Genomic DNA, 17,421 nt, shown 5'->3' with positions numbered 1-17,421 from the left:
AGGAAGCCGCTCAGTCGCGGTCGAGCCGCCAGCCCGGCATGCCGCGCATCACCGTCTGCACGAGCATCGCGCAGATGCCGCACTTGATGAGGTCGCCCGGAATGAACACCAGCATCGCCAGCGCGGCCTGCGACAGCGACATGTGGGCGATCCACGAAAGCCCGACGATGCCGAAGGCGTAGACCACGCCGATCCCGCCGACCAGCGCCGACAGGAACGCCGCCGCCAGCAGCGGAAGGCCGGTGGCGCCACCGATGCGGCGCGCCGCAAGGCGCATCAGCAGGCCGCAGGCGAAGGCGCCGAACATCCAGCCGAACAGGAAGCCGCCGGCCGGCGCCACGAACACGCTCAAGCCGCCACGGCCGCCCGGCAGCAGCGGCAGCCCGAGCGCCACCGCCAGCAGGAACAGCGCGATGGCCAAAAAGCCACGGCGCGGCCCCAGCAGGCAGCCAGCGAGCATCACGCCCAGCGACTGCAGCGTGATCGGCACGCCGAAGGGCAGGTCGATCTTGGGGATCAGGCCGAACACCGCCATCAGCGCCGCGAAGAGCGCGATGTACGCCAGCGAACGGGAGGAAGCGAGGGAGCCTGAAGTGGTGGTCATGGCGATGGCAATCGAGAAGATGAAAGACGAAAAAGAAGATCAGCGCCCGAGCCGCGCGGCCAGCGCATCGGCCACGCGCTCCGCCGTCTGCAGCGTGCGGATGGTCAGCGGCGCCAGCAGCCGCAGGCCGCCGCCGTGGCCGGAGCGGGCGCGGTAGGCGTCGTCGAGGCGCTGCCACTGCACATAGAAATTTTCGGCGAAGCGCAGCATCAGGCCAAGGCCGAGCGCGATGCGCTCCGTGGGCACGCCAAGGCGCTGCAGCGGGTGCAGCACGGCCTCGAGCACCGCCAGCAGGTCCTCGAAGCGGGTGGTGAGCGTGAGCATCAGCGCGAGCGTGGCCGCACTCGCCAGGCGCAGCGCGCTCGCCACGCCGAGCGCGGTGGTGCCCATCGCCCAGTGGAATCCGACGATCAGCCCGCCCGCGACCGCCACGCCGAGCAGCATGCGCACGCGGCGCCACGCCGGCTGCCCGAGCGAGGCGAAAACCAGCAGCACCATCGCGCAGGCGGCGGCCAGGTACGCGGGCCGCTCGACCAGCACCAGCAGCGTGCCGCACACCGACAGCACGGCGAGCTTCACCCACGCCGCGATCGCGTGCAGCCAGGTCGGCTGTTCCGAATAGAGGCTACGCACGGCGGCTCCGCTCCAGCGCGGCGCGCTCGCGCACGTTCTCGGCATAGGCCTCGCAGATCTCGCGGCCCGGCCCGTCGGCGCGCACCTTGCCCTGCTCGAGCCACAGCACGCGCTCGAAGTCGTAGACGTGCTCGAGCAGGTGGGTGGACACGAGGATCTGGTGATCGCTTTCTTCCAGCTGCGCGGCCAGCCGTGCCTGGCTCAGCAGGTCGAGGCTGGCGAAGGGCTCGTCGAGCAGCAGCGTGGCGGGCTCGCTGATCTGCAGCGCCAGCAGGCACACCTGCTGGCGCTGGCCCTGGCTCAGCTCGCTCACTGCGCGCCCGGCCCAGGCCTCGAGCCCGCGCCGCGCGAGGAATTCGTGTGCCTGCTGGCGCGCCGCCTGCCGCGTCTCGCCGCGCGCCGTGAGGCTGAAGGCCAGTTCCTCGGCCACGGTCGGAAAGATGATCTGGTCGTCGGGGTTCTGGAACATCAGCCCGACGTGCCTCGACAGCTGCCTGCGGTCGGCCTGCGTGTCGCAGCCATGCACCACCACACGCCCCTGCTGCGGCTGGTCGAGCCCGCTGATGAGGCGGAACAGGCTGCTCTTGCCCGCGCCGTTGTCGCCGACCAGGCCGATGCGCTTCTCCTGCAGGCTCAGCGTCAGCCCCTCGAACACCTGGTGGCTGCCGCGCACCAGCGTCACCGCATCGAGGCGGATGCTGTGCGAAGAGACGGTTTCGGACGGGCTGGGCTGCGGCAAGGGGCGCCCACTGTACCCGAACCCGCCCGGCCGACGCAGGGCTCAGGCCGGGGCGGGAAAGAGCGCGTTGAGCTCCCCGACCGACAGCATCCCCTCGCCCATCGTTGCGAAGCGGCCCTGCCCGAAGGCCTCGGCGGCGATGCGGTTCACCAGCCCCAGGGCCGACTGCAGCGGGCCGCAGCCGAGGCTGATGCGCCGCGCGCCGGCCCGCGCGAAGGCATCTGCCGTCGGCGCGCCCGCATAGCCCGCGTACACGTTCAGCGGCAGCCCAAGCGCGCCGGACAGTCGCGCGATCTCGTCAGGATCGGACATGCCCGGCACGAAGATGCCGTCCGCGCCCGCCGCTGCGTAGAGCTTCGCGCGGCGCAGCGCCTCCTCGAAACGCGCGGCCGGGTCGTCCCAGGGCACGAAGTACACGTCGGTGCGTGCGTTGATGAAGAAGCGCGAATCGAGCTCGCGGATGGCGGCGATGCGCTCGCGCAGCAGCTCGGGCGATGCCAGTTCGCGCGTGCCGGGGCGGGTGCCGTCCTCGATGTTGATGCCGGCAGCGCCCATGTCGACGAGCGCAGCCGCCACCTCGCGCACCGCTGCGACGCTCTCGCCGAAGCCGCTTTCGATGTCGACGCTCACCGGCACGCCCGCCACGCGACAGATGCGCGCGCAGGCCGCGATCAGTTCGCCGACGGGCATGCGCTCGCCATCCGCGTAGCCCAGCGACCAGGCCATGCCCGCGCTGGTGGTGCCGATGGCCGTGGCGCCGGCACGCTCGACGATGCGGGCGCTGGCGGCGTCCCATGCGTTCACCAGGACCAGCGGTCCGGGGCCGGCATGAAGCCGGTGGAAATCTTCTGTCTTCTGCTGCGCGTCGCTCGATCGCATGGCCATCCGTTCCAAGGGAGTTGAGGAATGGCCGCAGCTTAGGAGCGGCGCGCCACCCCGGCTTGGAAAAAACTGCTATTTCATTTCACGCCGTAGCCGCGCGCCGCGCGCAGCGCGATCAGACTCACCACCACGCCGAAGCCCACGTAGAACGCCGGCGCGATCTTGCTGCCCGTGGCCGTGATGAGCCAGGCGCTGATGAAGGGCGCGAAGCCGCCGAAGATCGCCACGCCGAAGCTGTAGCTCACCGAGAGCCCCGTGCCGCGCGTGGCCGCCGGGAACAGCTCCGACATCGCCGCCGAGATCGGCCCCCAGTAGGCGGAAGCCACCACGCCCATCGCGGTGAGCGCCAGCATCAGCGCCGGCACCGAGGGATGGTTCACCAGCAGGTAGAACAGCGGCACGATCATCACCAGCATGACCAGCGCCGCGGCACGCATCACGGGAATGCGCCCCACGCGGTCCGACATGCTGCCGAACAGCGGCACCAGCGCGAACTGCAGCACGCCGAACCAGAAGGTGCCCGCGAAGGCCATCGAAGGCGGCAGGCCCAGCTGGCGCACCGCGAAGGTGGGCATGAAGAGCCCCGTGTAGGCCACGATGGTCGCGAGGATGATGAGCCCCATCGCCGCCAGCGTGCGCCCGCGCTGGTCCACCAGCGTGGTGCGCACCGGCGTGGCTTCCTGCGCGGCGCGCTTGAACTCCACGCCTTCGTCGAGGTGGCGGCGGATGTACAGGCCCGCCGGGCCGATCAGCAAGCCGAAGAAGAACGGGATGCGCCAGCCCCACGACAGCAGCTGCTCGGGCGTGAGCAGCGCGTTGAGCCCCATGCCGAAGCCCGCTGCCAGGAAGGTGGTGATGCCCTGGCTCGCGAACTGCCAGCTCGAGAAGAAGCCGCGCCGGCGCGGGTCCTGCTCGGCCAGCAGCGCGGTGGCGCTGCCGAACTCGCCGCCCGCCGCGAAGCCCTGCAGCAGCCGCGCGAGGATCACGAGCCCCGGCGCCCACAGCCCGATCTGCGCGAAGGTGGGTGCCACCGCGATCAGCAGCGTGCCGCACAGCATCAGCGCCATCGACAGCGTCAGCGCGTTCTTGCGTCCGCGCGCGTCGGCATACGCGCCCAGCACCAGCGAGCCGACCGGGCGCATCACGAAGGTCACGCCGAAAGTGCCAAGCGTGATGAGCAGCGACACGGTGTCGTTCTCGGCCGGGAAGAACAGCTTGGAGATGGTCACGGCCAGAAAGCCGTAGATCACGATCTCGAACCACTCCAGCGCATTGCCGATGGAGATGGCGGTGATGACCCGCAGCGTGCTCTGCCTTGTGGCTGATGGTTCGGCGGAATCGGACATGGCTGCCGTGCGTGGGGCGATTGTGCTCATGGTGCTGCGTGCTCCAGGGGTGGTTGAACTGCAAGGTCCGCGCCAGTCGTAGGCCGGACGCCGAAGTGGTGCAGCACGTTGCGCAGCAGCCCTTCGAAACAGGGGTCGGCGCCGAGCACCCAGCTCGCGCCGACGGCGCCTGCGTTGAACACGCGGCCGCCTTGCGGGCGCTCCCAATAGATCATCTCGGCCGAGAGCCCGTCCAGCGAGTCGGTCGGCTGCGAGTAGTAGTCGAGGTACGCGTCGAGGCGCCCGGGGCGCTGCCTGCGCCCCTCAGCGATGACCTGGATGCCGCGCTGCGGCTCTGGCAGGCTCTCTCCGGCGGGCAGCCTGCGCGTCATGCGGTTCAGCGTCGCGACGCTCAGGTCCCACTCGTGGCCGATGGCGCGCGGCAGGCCGCCGCCCGGCGCGTGGCCGAAGGTGGCGCCTTCCGTCATGCCCAGCGCGTGCGGCTGCGTGAACAGGAAGTGCTTCGGCTGCGTCGCGTGGTACACGCCGAAGTCGTCGCCGTCGGCGAAGGCCCAGCCCGCCGATTCGAGCCCGATGAGCTCGGCGCAGGAGCGCCCGGCCTGCCTGAACTGGCCGCCGCGCGCCCAGTCCTGCGAGTGGTACTGCTCGCCGTAGGGGCCGGCGGGCGGGCGCAGCTCCACGGATTCCGCGCCGTCCTCGTCGCCCGGTCCGCGCACCTTGCGCTGCTCCATTACCGTGCAGTCTTCGTCGTAGCTCACGCGCAGGTACATGGTGTTGCCCGACAGCACGATGGCGGTGCCGCCGTCCGACAGGTAGTCGTCGAGCCCGTCGCAGGCAGGCTGCGACCAGTATTCGCTGTGGCCGTTGATGAACACCGTCTCGTAGGCCTTCAGCAGGCCCGGGTCGCGGTGCAGGTCGAGATCGCTCACCACGTCGTAGTCGTAGCCGCAGCGATCGAGCCACACGTGCAGGCGACGCTCCAGCCGGGTCCACTGGCTGAAGCCCGCATCGGCGGGGTCGTACAGCGCGTTGGGGCTGGCGTTGGGCCACGGCATGCGCAGGCCCACCTGGTAGGTCGGCTGGCCGCCGCGGTGGTAGGTGTAGCTGCAGAAGGCCGGCGCCTCGGGATGGCTGTTCTCCAGTCCCGCCGAGCGGCGCGGCCACACCGGGTCGCTCGCGGTGTTCTTCGCGAAGGGCGTGGCGGCGTAGGCCAGCCAGCTGTTGGTGGCGCACAGCACCAGCACCGGCGCGGGAGCGCGCTGCGCGGCGCGGCGCACGATGAACGCGATGTCGTACTCGGCGGGCCTGCCCTCGAGCAGGAAGCGCACGCGCCCCACGTACACGCCGGACTTCGCGTCCGCCGGAATGCGGAAGGCATGGCTCTCGGGCCAGCGGCAGTCGTAGAGATCGTCGCTCGCCAGGCGCAGGCCGTGGCCGCGCGTGGGGTCGGCCAGCGGGTCGTAGCCGTCGTCGGAAAACTCGTTCACGCGCGCCGGTTCGAAGGCCGGGCCGACGATCATCCAGGTGCCGTGGTTGACGATGCGGCCGGTGCGTTGGTGGCCGCTGGCATCGGCCACCACGTCGCCGCGCTCCTCGCGCAACGGCCAGCAGGCGAGCACGGTGCGGCCGCGCGGCGTGCGCAGGCCGCGGTCGGCGAAACGCGCCCTCACCTCATCGGCCTCCAGCGCATGGGAGTAGATCGCCGGCATGACGATGTCGCCTTCGAGGAACGCGTCCGCCAGGCCGTCGATGCCGCTGCCGCCAAGGCGCAGAGGTGCCCTGCCCGGCTGCACCAGGCCGTCGAAGCGGCCGCGCGCGACGGCCTCGCCATCGATCCACAGCACCGTCTCGCGCCCGTCCCAGGTGGCGACGATGTGATGCCAGCGCTTCGGCACCAGCGAGCCGCCCGCGAGCTCGCCTTCCGGACGGAAGGCGCCGCCGTCGCCCAGATGAAACACAGCGCGGCCCGCCTCGTCGACGAAGAGGCCGTAGCCGCAGGCGGCGGGCAGGTCGAACTGCCCGATCACGCTCTGGCGCGCGCCCACGCTCCACACCTGCACCCAGCACTCCAGCGTGAGCGCGCGCAACGGATGGCCGAGGCCGCGCTCCACCAGCACATAGGAGCCCGGGTGGATCGGATGCACGCGCGCGGGCGAAGGCTCGAAGGCGTGCAGCACCGTGTCGGCCGTGCGGCCCTCGGTGTCGGGGCCGAGCCGGCACACGGAGAGCGTGTAGGGCACGTCGCTGCTGAGATGGAAGCGCACGACCTCGCCGGCGGCCACGCTCTTGCGGTCGGTGTAGCCGTGCACGCCGGGCACTTGCAGGCTGCGGTGGGGCGGAAGAATCTTCTGCTGTTGCATCGTCATGCCGCGGTGGCCAGGCCCTTGGCCGCGATCTCGTCGGCCAGGCCGTGCAGCGAACGTTCGAGCAGGTCGGCGAGTTCGTCGATCTCGGCCGGCGTGATGGTCAGCGGCGGCGTGATCATCTGGAAGTCGCCGAAGGCGCCCAGGTTGGCGCGCCGGTTGTACAGCGCGATACCGTGCTTCAGCCCGTGCTCGGTGAGCCGCGCCGGCGCGTTGAAGCTTGCCGGCAGCTGCCGCTTCGTCGCCTTGTCGGCCACGATCTCGATGGCGGTGAAGAGGCCCTTGCCGCGCACGTCGCCCACGATGGGCGAGCGCGCCGCCACTTCGCGCAGGCGCGCCATCAACAGTTCGCCCATGTCGCGCGCGCGGTTCACCAGGTCTTGCCGGATGACTTCGCCGAGCACCGCGTTCGCCACCGCGCACGACAGCGGGTTCGTGAAGTAGGTGTGGCCGTGCACGAAGCCGCCGCTGCCCGCGACCGCGTCGACGATGCGGTCGGGCGCCAGCAGCGCGCCCAGCGGCGTGTAGCCCGCCGCCAGCCCCTTGGCCAGCGTGACCAGGTCGGGCCGCGCGCCGGCCCAGTGGTGAGCCGCGAGGAAGGCGCCGGTGCGGCCCGCGCCGCTCATGATCTCGTCATAGATCAGCAGCACGCCGTGGCGATCGCAGATCTGGCGCACGCGCTCGAAGTACACGGCGGGCGCCACCGCCGCGCCGGTCGACAGCCCGCCGATCGGCTCCATGATGAAGGCCAGCACCGTGTCGGCGCCCTCGCGCACGATGGTGGTCTCCAGCTCGTCGGCGCAGGCCAGCGCGTGGCTCTCGGCGGTGTGGCCGGCGGGCACGCGGTACGACAGCGGCGCGCTCACCTTCGGCATCTCGCGCACCATCGGCCCGTAGATCGACTGGGTGTGCGCATCGCCCGTCACCGCCAGCGCGCCCAGCGTGGAGCCGTGGTAGCTCGGGTTGCGCGAGATCACCTTGACGCGGCGCGGCTGGCCCGTGACCACCGCGTACTGCCGCGCCAGCTTGATCGCCGACTCGTTGGCCTCCGAGCCGCCCGAGACGAAGAAGGCTCGGTCGAAGCCCTCGCCCGCCAGCGCGCAGACGCGGTCGGCCAGCTCGATGCTCTGCTCACTCTCGAAGAAGCGCGGGTAGGCGAAGGTCACGCGCGCCGCCTGCTCCTGCATGGCCGCCAGCACGCGCGGATTGCCGTGGCCGATGTTCGCGACCACCGCACCGGCCGTCGCGTCGAGGAAGCGGCGGCAGCCCGTGTCCCACAGGTAGATGCCTTCGCCGTGCGCGATGCGCGGCGGCCGCGGCGTGCCCTTGGCGGCATAGAAGCCGAGCACGGAACCGCCCTTGGGCGTGTCTCCCACGGTGCGGGGGGTGTCTTCGATCGAGGCGCTCATCGGGAAATATCCATTCATCGCAGGTCTTGAACGGCCACGACGATAGGCAGAGCCCGCCGCCGCGGGTAGACGTATGGGCCGATGAAGTGCTATACGTCTGGCGCATGAAGAACACCCACGACCGGCTCGACCTGCTGCACACCTTCATCCGCATCGGCGAGAGCGGATCGCTCAGCAAGGCGGCGCGCCTGCTCGACACCACACAGCCCACCGTGAGCCGCCGCCTGCTGGAGCTGGAGCGGTTGCTGGGCTGCAAGCTGGCGATCCGCAACACCGCGAACTTCTCGCTCACCGACGAAGGCCGCTCGCTGCTGGCCGAGGCGCACGACCTCACCGACCGCTGGTCGGGCCTGTCGCAGCGGCTGCAGGGCGGGCAGAGCCGGCCCGAGGGCACGCTGCGCGTGATCGGCCCCTCCGGCTACGGCACCGGCTTTCTCACCGACACGGTGACCGACCTGCGCGCAGAGCATCCGCAGCTGCGCGTGGAACTCACGCTGACCGACCGCGTGGTCGACCTCGCGGCCTCCGGCGCCGAATGCTGGGTGTGCGTGGGCGAGGTGCGCGACCCCGGCCTCGTCTGCCGCACGGTGGGCCGCATGGAGCGCGTGCTGATCGCCACGCCCGAGCTGCTGAAGCGCACAGGCCCCGTCACGCTGGCGCGGCTGCCGCAGCTGCCGTGCGTGGGCCTGATCCCGTACGTGACTGGCAACGTGCGGCTCATCAACCGCGCGGGCCGCTCGCGCATCGTGCCGCTCGACACCCCCATCCGCACCGACAGCCTGCTCGCGAGCTACCGCGCGATCCTCAACGGCGCGGGCATCGGCGCTGCCGCGCCATGGATGTGCCATGAAGACATGCAGGCCGGCCGCCTGAAGCGCGTGTTGCCCAACTGGTGGCTGGAGCCCATCGGCGTGCACGTCGCGCTGCCGCCGGGGCTGTACCGGCCGGCGAGGGTCACGGCCTTCGTGGAGGCGCTGCGGCGGCGCATGCATGCGCTGCCGGGGTTCAGGCCGGCGGCGTGAGCCCCGGCTACATCAGCGCGACCACTGGATAGCGGCGCCACCCGATCTCCGCATGGCGGCGGCCGTGCGCGAAGATGAAGCCCAGCACCGCGCGCTCGTCGCCCAGCAGCGCCGGGTTATCGAGCTTCCATTGCTCGAAGCGCTGCTTCAGTTCGGGCTCTTCCTCCAGCATGCGCAGCGCGGTGTCCTCGAAGACGTAGGGCGAGAAGTTCTCCTTCTTCTCCAGCACGCTGTTGAAGAAGCCCCAGCGGAAGAAGCTGTCGTGGGCCTGCGGCTCCAGCGTCTCGACCGCGTAGCGGGCACGGGGCTGGTCCAGCGGAACCAGGACGTCGCCCGTGCGCGCCTGGAACGGCTCGGTGCTCTCGGCGAGCTCGACCTCGTCGTGGAACATGTGGCCTTCATAGGCCGTGGGACGCGAAGTCACGCTGCGGATGCGGTACACGCGCGCCGCGTCGAAGAGCCGGTCTTCGTCGAGCCGCTTCAGCTCGACGCCGTTCCACTCCAGCCGCTCGATCGCCTCGCGCCATGCCCGGGGCACGAGATAAGCCCTGGGCGCGGCGGCCGTCTCTCCCACGATGCAGCGGTCGAAATGCACGATGTCCTTCTCCCACGGCTGGCTGCGGTCGTAGGCCAGGCGCTCGTAGCTGCCCAGCAGGCTGGGCTTGCGGACTGCGCGATAGCCCTTGAAGCGGAGGCCGGCGGGCCGGCTGCGGTCGTTGCGCCAGGTCAGCGGCCAGCGGGCCTGCCGTGCGGCGGCGGCCTTCGCTTCGCTGCGCAGCTGCTGGATGCGCGCCGCGTTCGCGATGCTGAAGTCGAGCACCGTCTCGACCAGCGCCCGCATCGAGGCCACGCGATCGGCGAAGGGCTTGAGCATGTGGGTCTCGGGCATGAAGCCGATGGTGTGGTGCAGCGCGGCGTAGCCGGTGGAAAAGCGCGGCGTGTCGAGGAAGTCCTCGATGCCGTCGTCGGGCGTCTCGGCCAGCAGGTTCATGTACGGGCAGGTGGGCCAGCCGCGTTGCGACATGCCGCCGTAGATCGCGGGCAGCATGCTCTCGCGCAGGAAGGCACCCAGCCCGCCGCCCAGCTTGTCGGGCTGGGTCGGGATCAGCGTCATGGTGTAGCTGTAGTCGGCGCCGTTGGAGGTGTGGGTGTCGACCATCACGTCCGGGTCCCACGCGGTGAAGAAGCGGTTGAAGACCTGCGCCGCGAGGCTGTCGCACTTGATGAAGTCGCGGTTCAGGTCCAGGTGCTTCCCGTTGCCGCGGAAGCCGAAGGACTCGGGGCCGAGCTGGTTCACGCGCGAGGTGTTCTGCCGGTCGATGCAGCCGTCCACGTTGTAGACCGGGATGAAGAGGAACACCGTGCGGCCCAGCGCGGCCAGCTTCTCGGGCTGCGTGCAGAAGTCGCGCACCAGCGCCATGCAGGTGTCGATGCCCTCGGGCTCGCCGGGATGGATGCCGTTGTTGTTGAAGAACACCGGACGCCCCTGCCGCGCGAGCGTCTCGCGGTCGAACACGCCGTCCGAAGTGACCACGCCGGCGTGAAGGGGAACGCCGGTGTCCGAGACCCCGATCTCGCCCCAGCGCAGCACGCCGGGGAAGTCTCTGGCCAGCCGCTCGTAGAAGGCGATGCATTCGGCCCAGGTGGCGGTCTGGTTGCCGTTGCCGGCTTCGAACGGCGTGACGTAGGAAGTGTCTTGTGGAGCGGTCATGGGAAGAAGGCTACAGTAGTCGCCCCTCCCGGTCATCCAGCCCTTCTTTCTTCAAAAGAGCCAGACAAGGCCGCAAGCAATACATATTCATTCAAGGAAACGCATATGGGCGCCCAATGGAAAGCCAAACACAAGGACATCGCGGCCAACGCCAAGGGCCGGCTGTTCGGCAAGCTCGTCAAGGAAATCGTGGTGGCCGCGCGCAACGGCGCCGACCCGGCCTCCAACGCGCGCCTGCGGCTGGTGGTGGAACAGGCCCGCAAGGTCTCGATGCCCAAGGACACGCTCGACCGCGCCATCAAGAAGGGCGCGGGCCTCACGGGCGAGGCCGTGCACTACGAACACGTGATCTACGAAGGCTTCGCACCGCATCGCGTGGCCGTGATGGTCGAATGCCTCACCGACAACGTGAATCGCACCGCGCCTGAAATGCGCGTACTGTTCCGCAAGGGCCAGCTGGGCACCTCGGGCTCGGTGTCGTGGGACTTCGACCACGTCGGCATGATCGAGGCCGAACCCGCGAAGCCCGACGCAGACCCCGAAGTGGCCGCCATCGAGGCCGGCGCGCAAGACTTCGAGCCGGCCGGCGAAGACCACCCCGCCGTCTTCCTCACCGACCCCACCGACCTCGACCTCGTGAGCCGCGCCCTGCCGGCGCAGGGCTTCACCGTGCTGTCGGCCAAGCTGGGCTACAAGCCGAAGAACCCCGTCGATCCGGCGAGCCTGAGCGCCGAGGCGCTGGAAGAAGTCGAGAGCTTCCTCGCTGCCATCGACGCGAACGACGACGTGCAGAACGTGTTCGTGAGCCTCGCGGGTTGAGCATGCTTGCCGGCAGGTGCCTGTGCGGCGCCGTTCACTACGAGGTGGCGGATGAATTCGGCTACTCGCTGAACTGCCACTGCGCGGACTGCCGGCGCGCGACCGGCTCTGCCTTCAAGCCCTTCGCGGGCATCGAGCGCGGCAAGTTCGCCATCACGCAGGGAGGGGACGGACTCACGATCTACGGCAAGCCCGACGCGGGCGACCTGCACTGCGCGAAGTGCGGCTCGCTGCTTTGCTCGGTGGTGCGCGACGGGCAGTTCGTGCACGTCACGCTGGGCACGCTGGTCGATGCGCCCTCCATCCGCCCGAGCGCGCACATCTTCGTGGGCTCGAAGGCGCCGTGGTTCACGATCACGGACGACCTGCCGCAGCACGAGGCGCACGTGCCTGCGCCCCCGGCGCAAGCCTGAGCGGCGCACCCACCGGCCGCTTTCTGCTTTTCTTTCGCCGCGACGTCTGGGAGAATCGCGGCTCCTGTCATTGGGGAGTAGCCAGCCTTTCGTTCGCGAAAGGAGCTCACGTCAACATTCTTGGGATTCGACGAATCCCATGGCGTGGGCAGCGATCCGGACCAGCTTCAGCCTGGCTTCCGGACCGACCAGCGAGACCTTTGGCCACAGCGTGTTCCGTCAGCCGGACGAGCCACGCTGCTGTGCCATCGGTTCATTGCTTGTCCGGCGCCCCACGTCCATGTTCCTCACAGCAGCTCTGTTCGTCCTGTCCGCGGCAGCGATCTACTTCGCCTGCGAATACTTCGTCAACGGCGTCGAGTGGCTCGGCCACCGGCTGAATCTCAGTGCCACCGCCACCGGCACCGTGCTTGCCGCATTCGGCACGGCATTGCCCGAAAGCGCCGTCACCTTCACCGCGGTGGTGATGGGAAGCACGCCCGCGCAAAAGGACATCGGCGTGGGCGCGGCGCTGGGTGGCCCGCTGGTGCTCGCGACCCTCGCGTATGCCGTGGTGGGAGCCGCGCTGCTCGCCAATCGCCGCAAGCCGGGTGGCGCGGGTCGCGGGCACGTGGTGGAGGTCGACCAGAAGAGGCTGGGCCGGGACCAGGCCTGGTTCATGGCGATCTTCGTGGTCAAGGCCGGCCTCGGCCTCCTCGTCTTCGCCGTCAAGCCGTGGCTCGGCGTGCTGTTCCTGCTGGCCTACGCAATCTACGTCTGGCGCGAACTCCGGGGCGGCCCCAGCGAAGGCCCGGCGGGCTTCGAGCCGCTGAAGATCAGGCCCCGGGACACCAGCCCGGCCATGTCCTGGGTCGTGCTGCAGACGGCGGCCGCGCTGGGCGTGGTCGCATTCGCCTCGCACATCTTCGTCATGCAGCTCGAATCGCTGGGCACCGCCTTCGGCATGCCGGCGCACATGGTGGCGCTGCTGCTGAGCCCGGTGGCCACGGAGCTTCCGGAAGTGATGAACGCGCTGATCTGGGTCCGCCAGGGCAAGGAGCGGCTGGCGCTGGCCAACATTTCCGGCGCGATGATGATCCAGGCGACGATCCCGAGCGCGCTGGGCCTCTTCTTCACGCCGTGGCTGTTCGACGGCCCGCTGATGGTGGCCGCGCTGGTCACGATGCTGGCCGTTGCCTTCCTGTGGTCGGTTTTCCGCAAAGGCGTCATGGACAGCCGCCTGCTGGTCTGCGCCGGCCCGCTGTACCTGGTGTTCGTGGGCTACGTCGTCTGGTACTTCCGGTGAGCCCCTGGTCGAAGGCTCCCGCGAGCACCGCGCGGCGCTTCAGCCGGCGGCTCCCGGATGGCGCGCGCGAAACTCGCCTGGCGTCATCCCCTCGATCCGCCGGAAGTGCCGGTTGAAGTTCGAGACGTTGTTGAAGCCCACCTCGTAGCAGATGCTGCTCACATGCTGGCGCGTCGATGCCAGCAGCCGGCAGGCCCTGGCCACGCGCAGGCCGATCACGAAGTCGGTGAAGGTCTGCCCGGTGCTGCGGCGGAAGCTGCGCGAAAAGGCGTTCTCGCGCATGCCCACGATGGCGCCCACTTCGGCCAGCGACAGGTCTTCGGCGTAGTTGTCGCGGATGTGGTCGATCGCCTTGTGCATGCGCAAGGCGCGGGCGTCGTCGCCGAGGCCTTCGCCGGCCAGGGCAACGCCGGAGAGCACGCGGTAGTCGCTCCACTGCGCGAGCTCGTCCAGCAGCGCGGCGAATTCTGCAAAGCGTGCGAGCCCGCGCAGCGCTTCGATGCGGCGCAGGCGCGCGAGCGTGCCCGCCTCCAGTCCGACGAACTGCACGCCCAGCCGCGCACGGGCCAAGAGCGGCCCTGCGTCGGCGAGTTCGGGAAAGAGCGCCATGCCGCGCCTCAGAGGCTCGTCGCTGAAGCGAAGCACCAGTCCGCCATCGCTGCCCAGCTGCATGCGATGCTCGAAAGCGAGGCTGCGCGGCAGCCGGGGGCCGAGAAGCACGACGGTGCCGGGCGCGAAGCTGTGCGTCTCTTCGTCCGCGCCGCTGCCGATGCGCAGGCGCGCGGGCGTGGTGCCGATCAGGTGCAGCTCGTGATCGTGCAGGCATTGCGTCGTGCTCGCATGGGCCGCAGGTGCGGTGGCCGGCTCGCATCGGACCGTGGCGGAGATGTCGCTCGTTTCCCCCGCGCGGGCTGGCGTCGGGGACGCCGGCATGCGCCATGCGATCGCCTCCATGCCGCGCGAGCCGTGCCTCTGCAGCGGCGACGCAGGCCGTGCGGCTTTCGCATGCGGATGCGCGCGAGGGACGGAAGCGGGTGTCATCGTGTTCAGCAAGACCGGTTTTCCTCCAGCAAATCTCCGATGGACAACGACGACCCGCGGGCCGTCAGCTTCGCCGCGCCGGCGGTGGCACGGCCGTCTGCTGCTGGAACGCAGCGAGCAGCCTGTATTCCTCGCCGAGCTTGCGCGGCAGCGAGAGGTACACCGGCAGCAGTTGCCGGTAGAGCGCGGCGTTCTTGGCGTTGGGCGTGTGGCGATGGGTGGCGCCGACCATGCCCGCGACCGCGTCGAGCGAATCGACGTGGCCCAGCGCATAGAGCCCGAGCACCGCGGCGCCGAGGCACGAACTCTCGAAGCTCTCGGGCACGACCACCTCGCGATCGAACACGTCGGCCATCATCTGGCGCCACATGCCCGAGCGCGCGAAGCCGCCGGTGGCCTTGATGCGGGCACTGCGCCCTGCGATCGACTCGACCGCCGGCAGGATGCTGTGCAGGTTGAAGATCACGCCCTCGAGCACCGCGCGGATCATGTGCTCCTTGCGGTGGTGGATGCCCAGCCCGAAGAAGGAGCCGCGCAGGTCGGCGTTCCAGTAGGGTGCGCGCTCGCCGGTGAGGAAGGGGTGGAACACCAGCCCTTCGGAGCCGGCCGACACGCGCTCGGCGATGCGCGTGAGCACCTCGTAGGTGTCGATGCCAAGGCGCTTGGCAGTCTCGGCCTCGGCCGAGGCGAACTCGTCGCGCACCCAGCGCAGGATGATGCCGCCGTTGTTCACCGGACCGCCCACCACCCAGCGCCGCTCGGCGAGCGCGTAGCAGAAGGTGCGGCCCTCGGGGTCGGTCATGGGATGGTCGACCACGGTGCGCATCGCGCCGCTGGTGCCGATGGTCACGGCCACCTCGCCGGGCGCCATCGCGTTCACGCCGAGGTTGGAAAGCACGCCGTCGTTGGCGCCGATCACGAAAGGCGTGTCGCGCGACAGGCCCAGTTGCGCGGCCACGTCGGCCGCGAGGCCTTCGACGTGCCATGTGGTCGGCACCGGGTTCGAGAGCTGCCCGGCGCTCACGCCGGCGAGCGCGAGCGCCGCTTCGTCCCAGTCGAGCCGCACGATGTCGAAGAGCCCCGTGGCCGAGGCGATCGAGTGGTCGACCTGCCACTGGCCGAAGAGCCTGAAGAACACGTACTCCTTGATGCCGACGAAGCGCGCTGCGCGCGCGAAGAGTTCGGGGCGCTCGTGGCGCAGCCACACCAGCTTGGCCAGCGGCGACATCGGATGGATCGGCGTGCCGGTGCGGCGGTAGATCGCGAGGCCGTCCCACTCGTCGCGGATGCGGGTAGCCCAGGCCGAGGCGCGGTGGTCGGCCCAGGTGATGCTGTTGGTGAGCGGCGCGCCCGCGTCGTCGACCAGGATCAGGCTGTGCATCGCCGCGCTGAAGGACACCGCGAGCACGTCGGCAGGCGCGGCCTTGCACTGCTTCACGCAGCTGGCGATGGCCGCGAGCACCGCGCGGAAGATCTGCTCCGGGTCCTGCTCGGCGGCCGCGGCCTCGGGCTGCAGCAGCGGGTATTCGATCGTGTCGTGCGCCAGCACGCGCCCGGCGGGCGTGAAGGCCACGGCCTTCGTGCTGGTGGTTCCGATGTCGACGCCGATGACGATGCGGCCCATGGCTCGTTTCCTCAGACGACCATGCTCAGCAGCATGATGAAGACGATGGCCACGACCGAGATCAGCGTTTCCATCACGGTCCAGGTCTTGAAGGTCTCTGCCACCGTCATGTTGAAGTACTGCTTCACCAGCCAGAAGCCCGCGTCGTTGACGTGCGAAAGAATCAGCGAGCCTGCGCCGGTGGCCAGCACCAGCAGTTCGCGGTTCACGCCCGGCACCATGGTCGCCAGCGGCGCGACGATGCCCGCGCCGGTGATGGTGGCGACGGTGGCCGAGCCGGTGGCGATGCGGATCAGCCCCGCCACCAGCCATGCGAGCAGGATCGGCGAGACCTGCGCATGCAGCGCCATCTGCCCGATCGCGTTGCCCACGCCGCTGGCCACCAGCATCTGCTTGAAGCCGCCGCCCGCGCCGATGATCAGCACGATGGCCGCGGTGGGCGCAAGGCTGTCGTCGACGAACTTCATGATCTGCTTCGACGTGAAGCCGCGCGCGACGCCGAAGGTGTAGAGCGACAGCAGCAGCGCCGCCAGCAGCGCGGTGATCGGGTGGCCGATGAAGTCCATCCACTGGCGCACGACGTTCTTCTCGTCCAGCGCCACGTCGGCAAAGGTCTTCAGCAGCATCAGCGCCACCGGCAGCAGCACGGTGAGCAGCGTGATGCCGAAGCCGGGCAGCTCGCGCGCCTCGGGCTCGCGCGCCAGCTGTTCCATCAGCTCGGGCGAGGCCTCGCCGGGCACGTACTTCGAGATGAACTTGCCGAAGATCGGGCCCGCGATCATCGCGGTGGGCAGGCCGACGATCAGGCCGTAGAAGATGGTCTTGCCGATGTCGGCATTGAAGACGCCGATGGCCAGCAGCGGCCCCGGATGCGGCGGCACCAGGCCGTGCACCACCGACAGGCCCGCCAGCAGCGGAATGCCGATGCGGATGAGCGACACGCCGGTGCGCCGCGCCACGATGAACACCAGCGGGATCAGCAGCACGAAGCCGATCTCGAAGAACAGCGGAATGCCCACCAGGAAGGCCGCGAACATCATCGCCCAGTGCACGCGCTCGCGGCCGAAGGCGTCGATCAGCGTGCGCGCGATGCGGTCGGCGCCGCCCGACTCCGCCATCATCTTGCCGAGCATGGTGCCCAGGCCGAGCACGATGCCCACGAAGCCCAGCACGCCGCCGAAGCCGTCCTGGAAGGACTTCATGACCTTGTCCACCGGCATGCCCGATGTCAGGCCGAGGAAGCCGGCGGCCAGCGTCAGCGCGATGAAGGGGTGCACGCGCCAGCGCGTGATCAGAAGGATCAGCCCGAGGATCGCCACCAGGGCGTCGACGAGCAGGAAGATCTCTTGGCTCATTCCGAACATGGGTTGTCTCCTGAATCCGGGCCTTCCAAGAAAGAAGAAGAAGGCAAGACGGCGGCCCGGCGGGTGGGACAGCTTCCGGATAGCGCTATCCCGCACAATTCAAAAAAAGCCAGCTCTGGTGTGCGCTCGGGTTTATCCGAATCGGCCATGGGCTGGGATAGCGCTA

The 17,421-nt window shown here is 69.7% G+C and carries 15 protein-coding genes and 1 riboswitch; of the genes, 4 read left to right on the top strand and 11 right to left on the bottom strand.

Features of this window, described 5'->3' with window-relative positions:
* Window positions 1-10: 10 nt before the first annotated feature.
* The 7 genes from SFB74_RS02765 to SFB74_RS02735 all read right to left on the bottom strand — a co-directional run bounded on the left by SFB74_RS02765 (window position 11) and on the right by SFB74_RS02735 (window position 7,976).
* Complete coding sequence (locus SFB74_RS02765; RefSeq protein WP_432729142.1) at window positions 11-604, bottom strand: biotin transporter BioY; 594 nt, start codon at window positions 602-604, stop codon at window positions 11-13.
* A 39-nt stretch (window positions 605-643) separates the two neighbouring features.
* On the bottom strand, window positions 644-1,237 hold the full coding sequence (locus tag SFB74_RS02760) for an energy-coupling factor transporter transmembrane component T family protein (protein WP_432729141.1): 594 nt from the start codon (window positions 1,235-1,237) through the stop codon (window positions 644-646).
* Window positions 1,230-1,976 (bottom strand): energy-coupling factor ABC transporter ATP-binding protein, encoded by a 747-nt coding sequence (locus tag SFB74_RS02755; RefSeq protein ID WP_432729140.1) that lies wholly within the window; start codon window positions 1,974-1,976, stop codon window positions 1,230-1,232. The genes SFB74_RS02760 and SFB74_RS02755 overlap by 8 nt, the downstream gene beginning before the upstream one ends.
* Window positions 1,977-2,018: 42 nt before the next feature.
* Window positions 2,019-2,855, bottom strand: coding sequence for an isocitrate lyase/PEP mutase family protein (locus tag SFB74_RS02750; RefSeq protein ID WP_432729139.1), 837 nt, complete (start codon window positions 2,853-2,855; stop codon window positions 2,019-2,021).
* Between the two features lie 80 nt (window positions 2,856-2,935).
* Window positions 2,936-4,234: an MFS transporter gene (locus SFB74_RS02745; RefSeq protein WP_432729138.1), complete on the bottom strand. Its 1,299-nt coding sequence runs from the start codon at window positions 4,232-4,234 to the stop codon at window positions 2,936-2,938.
* Window positions 4,231-6,570 (bottom strand): N,N-dimethylformamidase beta subunit family domain-containing protein, encoded by a 2,340-nt coding sequence (locus tag SFB74_RS02740; protein ID WP_432729137.1) that lies wholly within the window; start codon window positions 6,568-6,570, stop codon window positions 4,231-4,233. Before SFB74_RS02740 ends, SFB74_RS02745 begins: the two co-directional genes overlap by 4 nt.
* Window positions 6,567-7,976, bottom strand: coding sequence for an aspartate aminotransferase family protein (locus SFB74_RS02735; RefSeq protein ID WP_432729136.1), 1,410 nt, complete (start codon window positions 7,974-7,976; stop codon window positions 6,567-6,569). Before SFB74_RS02735 ends, SFB74_RS02740 begins: the two co-directional genes overlap by 4 nt.
* 104 nt (window positions 7,977-8,080) lie before the next feature.
* Between SFB74_RS02735 and SFB74_RS02730 the strand changes: the two genes are divergently transcribed.
* Window positions 8,081-8,998: a LysR substrate-binding domain-containing protein gene (locus SFB74_RS02730; RefSeq protein ID WP_432729135.1), complete on the top strand. Its 918-nt coding sequence runs from the start codon at window positions 8,081-8,083 to the stop codon at window positions 8,996-8,998.
* A gap of 7 nt (window positions 8,999-9,005) precedes the next feature.
* On the opposite strand, the gene SFB74_RS02725 is transcribed toward SFB74_RS02730, so the two are convergent.
* Window positions 9,006-10,709, bottom strand: coding sequence for a M14 family zinc carboxypeptidase (locus tag SFB74_RS02725; RefSeq protein ID WP_432729134.1), 1,704 nt, complete (start codon window positions 10,707-10,709; stop codon window positions 9,006-9,008).
* A 105-nt stretch (window positions 10,710-10,814) separates the two neighbouring features.
* On the opposite strand from SFB74_RS02725, the gene SFB74_RS02720 reads away from it, so the two are divergent.
* The 3 genes from SFB74_RS02720 (at window position 10,815) to SFB74_RS02710 (ending at window position 13,226) form a co-directional block, all read left to right on the top strand.
* Window positions 10,815-11,528 carry a YebC/PmpR family DNA-binding transcriptional regulator gene (locus tag SFB74_RS02720; RefSeq protein WP_432729133.1) on the top strand — a complete coding sequence of 238 codons (714 nt, stop codon included), beginning with the start codon at window positions 10,815-10,817 and terminating at the stop codon, window positions 11,526-11,528.
* Window positions 11,529-11,530: 2 nt separating this feature from the next.
* Window positions 11,531-11,941 carry a GFA family protein gene (locus SFB74_RS02715; protein WP_432729132.1) on the top strand — a complete coding sequence of 137 codons (411 nt, stop codon included), beginning with the start codon at window positions 11,531-11,533 and terminating at the stop codon, window positions 11,939-11,941.
* A 60-nt stretch (window positions 11,942-12,001) separates the two neighbouring features.
* Window positions 12,002-12,203, top strand: a riboswitch (yybP-ykoY riboswitch).
* A gap of 18 nt (window positions 12,204-12,221) precedes the next feature.
* Window positions 12,222-13,226: a sodium:calcium antiporter gene (locus SFB74_RS02710; RefSeq protein ID WP_432729131.1), complete on the top strand. Its 1,005-nt coding sequence runs from the start codon at window positions 12,222-12,224 to the stop codon at window positions 13,224-13,226.
* 39 nt (window positions 13,227-13,265) lie between these two features.
* Here SFB74_RS02710 and SFB74_RS02705 read toward each other — a convergent pair whose 3' ends face one another.
* From SFB74_RS02705 to SFB74_RS02695, 3 genes are all read right to left on the bottom strand, one after another.
* A complete protein-coding gene (locus SFB74_RS02705; protein ID WP_432729130.1) occupies window positions 13,266-14,267 on the bottom strand; it encodes a helix-turn-helix domain-containing protein in 1,002 nt (333 codons plus the stop codon).
* Window positions 14,268-14,331: 64 nt separating this feature from the next.
* Window positions 14,332-15,891, bottom strand: coding sequence for a gluconokinase (gene gntK, locus SFB74_RS02700; RefSeq protein WP_432729129.1), 1,560 nt, complete (start codon window positions 15,889-15,891; stop codon window positions 14,332-14,334).
* Between the two features lie 11 nt (window positions 15,892-15,902).
* Window positions 15,903-17,255 (bottom strand): GntP family permease, encoded by a 1,353-nt coding sequence (locus tag SFB74_RS02695; protein ID WP_432729128.1) that lies wholly within the window; start codon window positions 17,253-17,255, stop codon window positions 15,903-15,905.
* Between the last annotated feature and the right edge of the window lie 166 nt (window positions 17,256-17,421).

The sequence above is a fragment of the Variovorax xiamenensis genome (assembly GCF_050916385.1).
In the GTDB taxonomy this organism is placed as follows: domain Bacteria; phylum Pseudomonadota; class Gammaproteobacteria; order Burkholderiales; family Burkholderiaceae_C; genus Variovorax.
The sequence above is the reverse complement of the archived record's forward strand: the minus strand, read 5'-3'. Positions and strand labels throughout refer to the sequence as shown.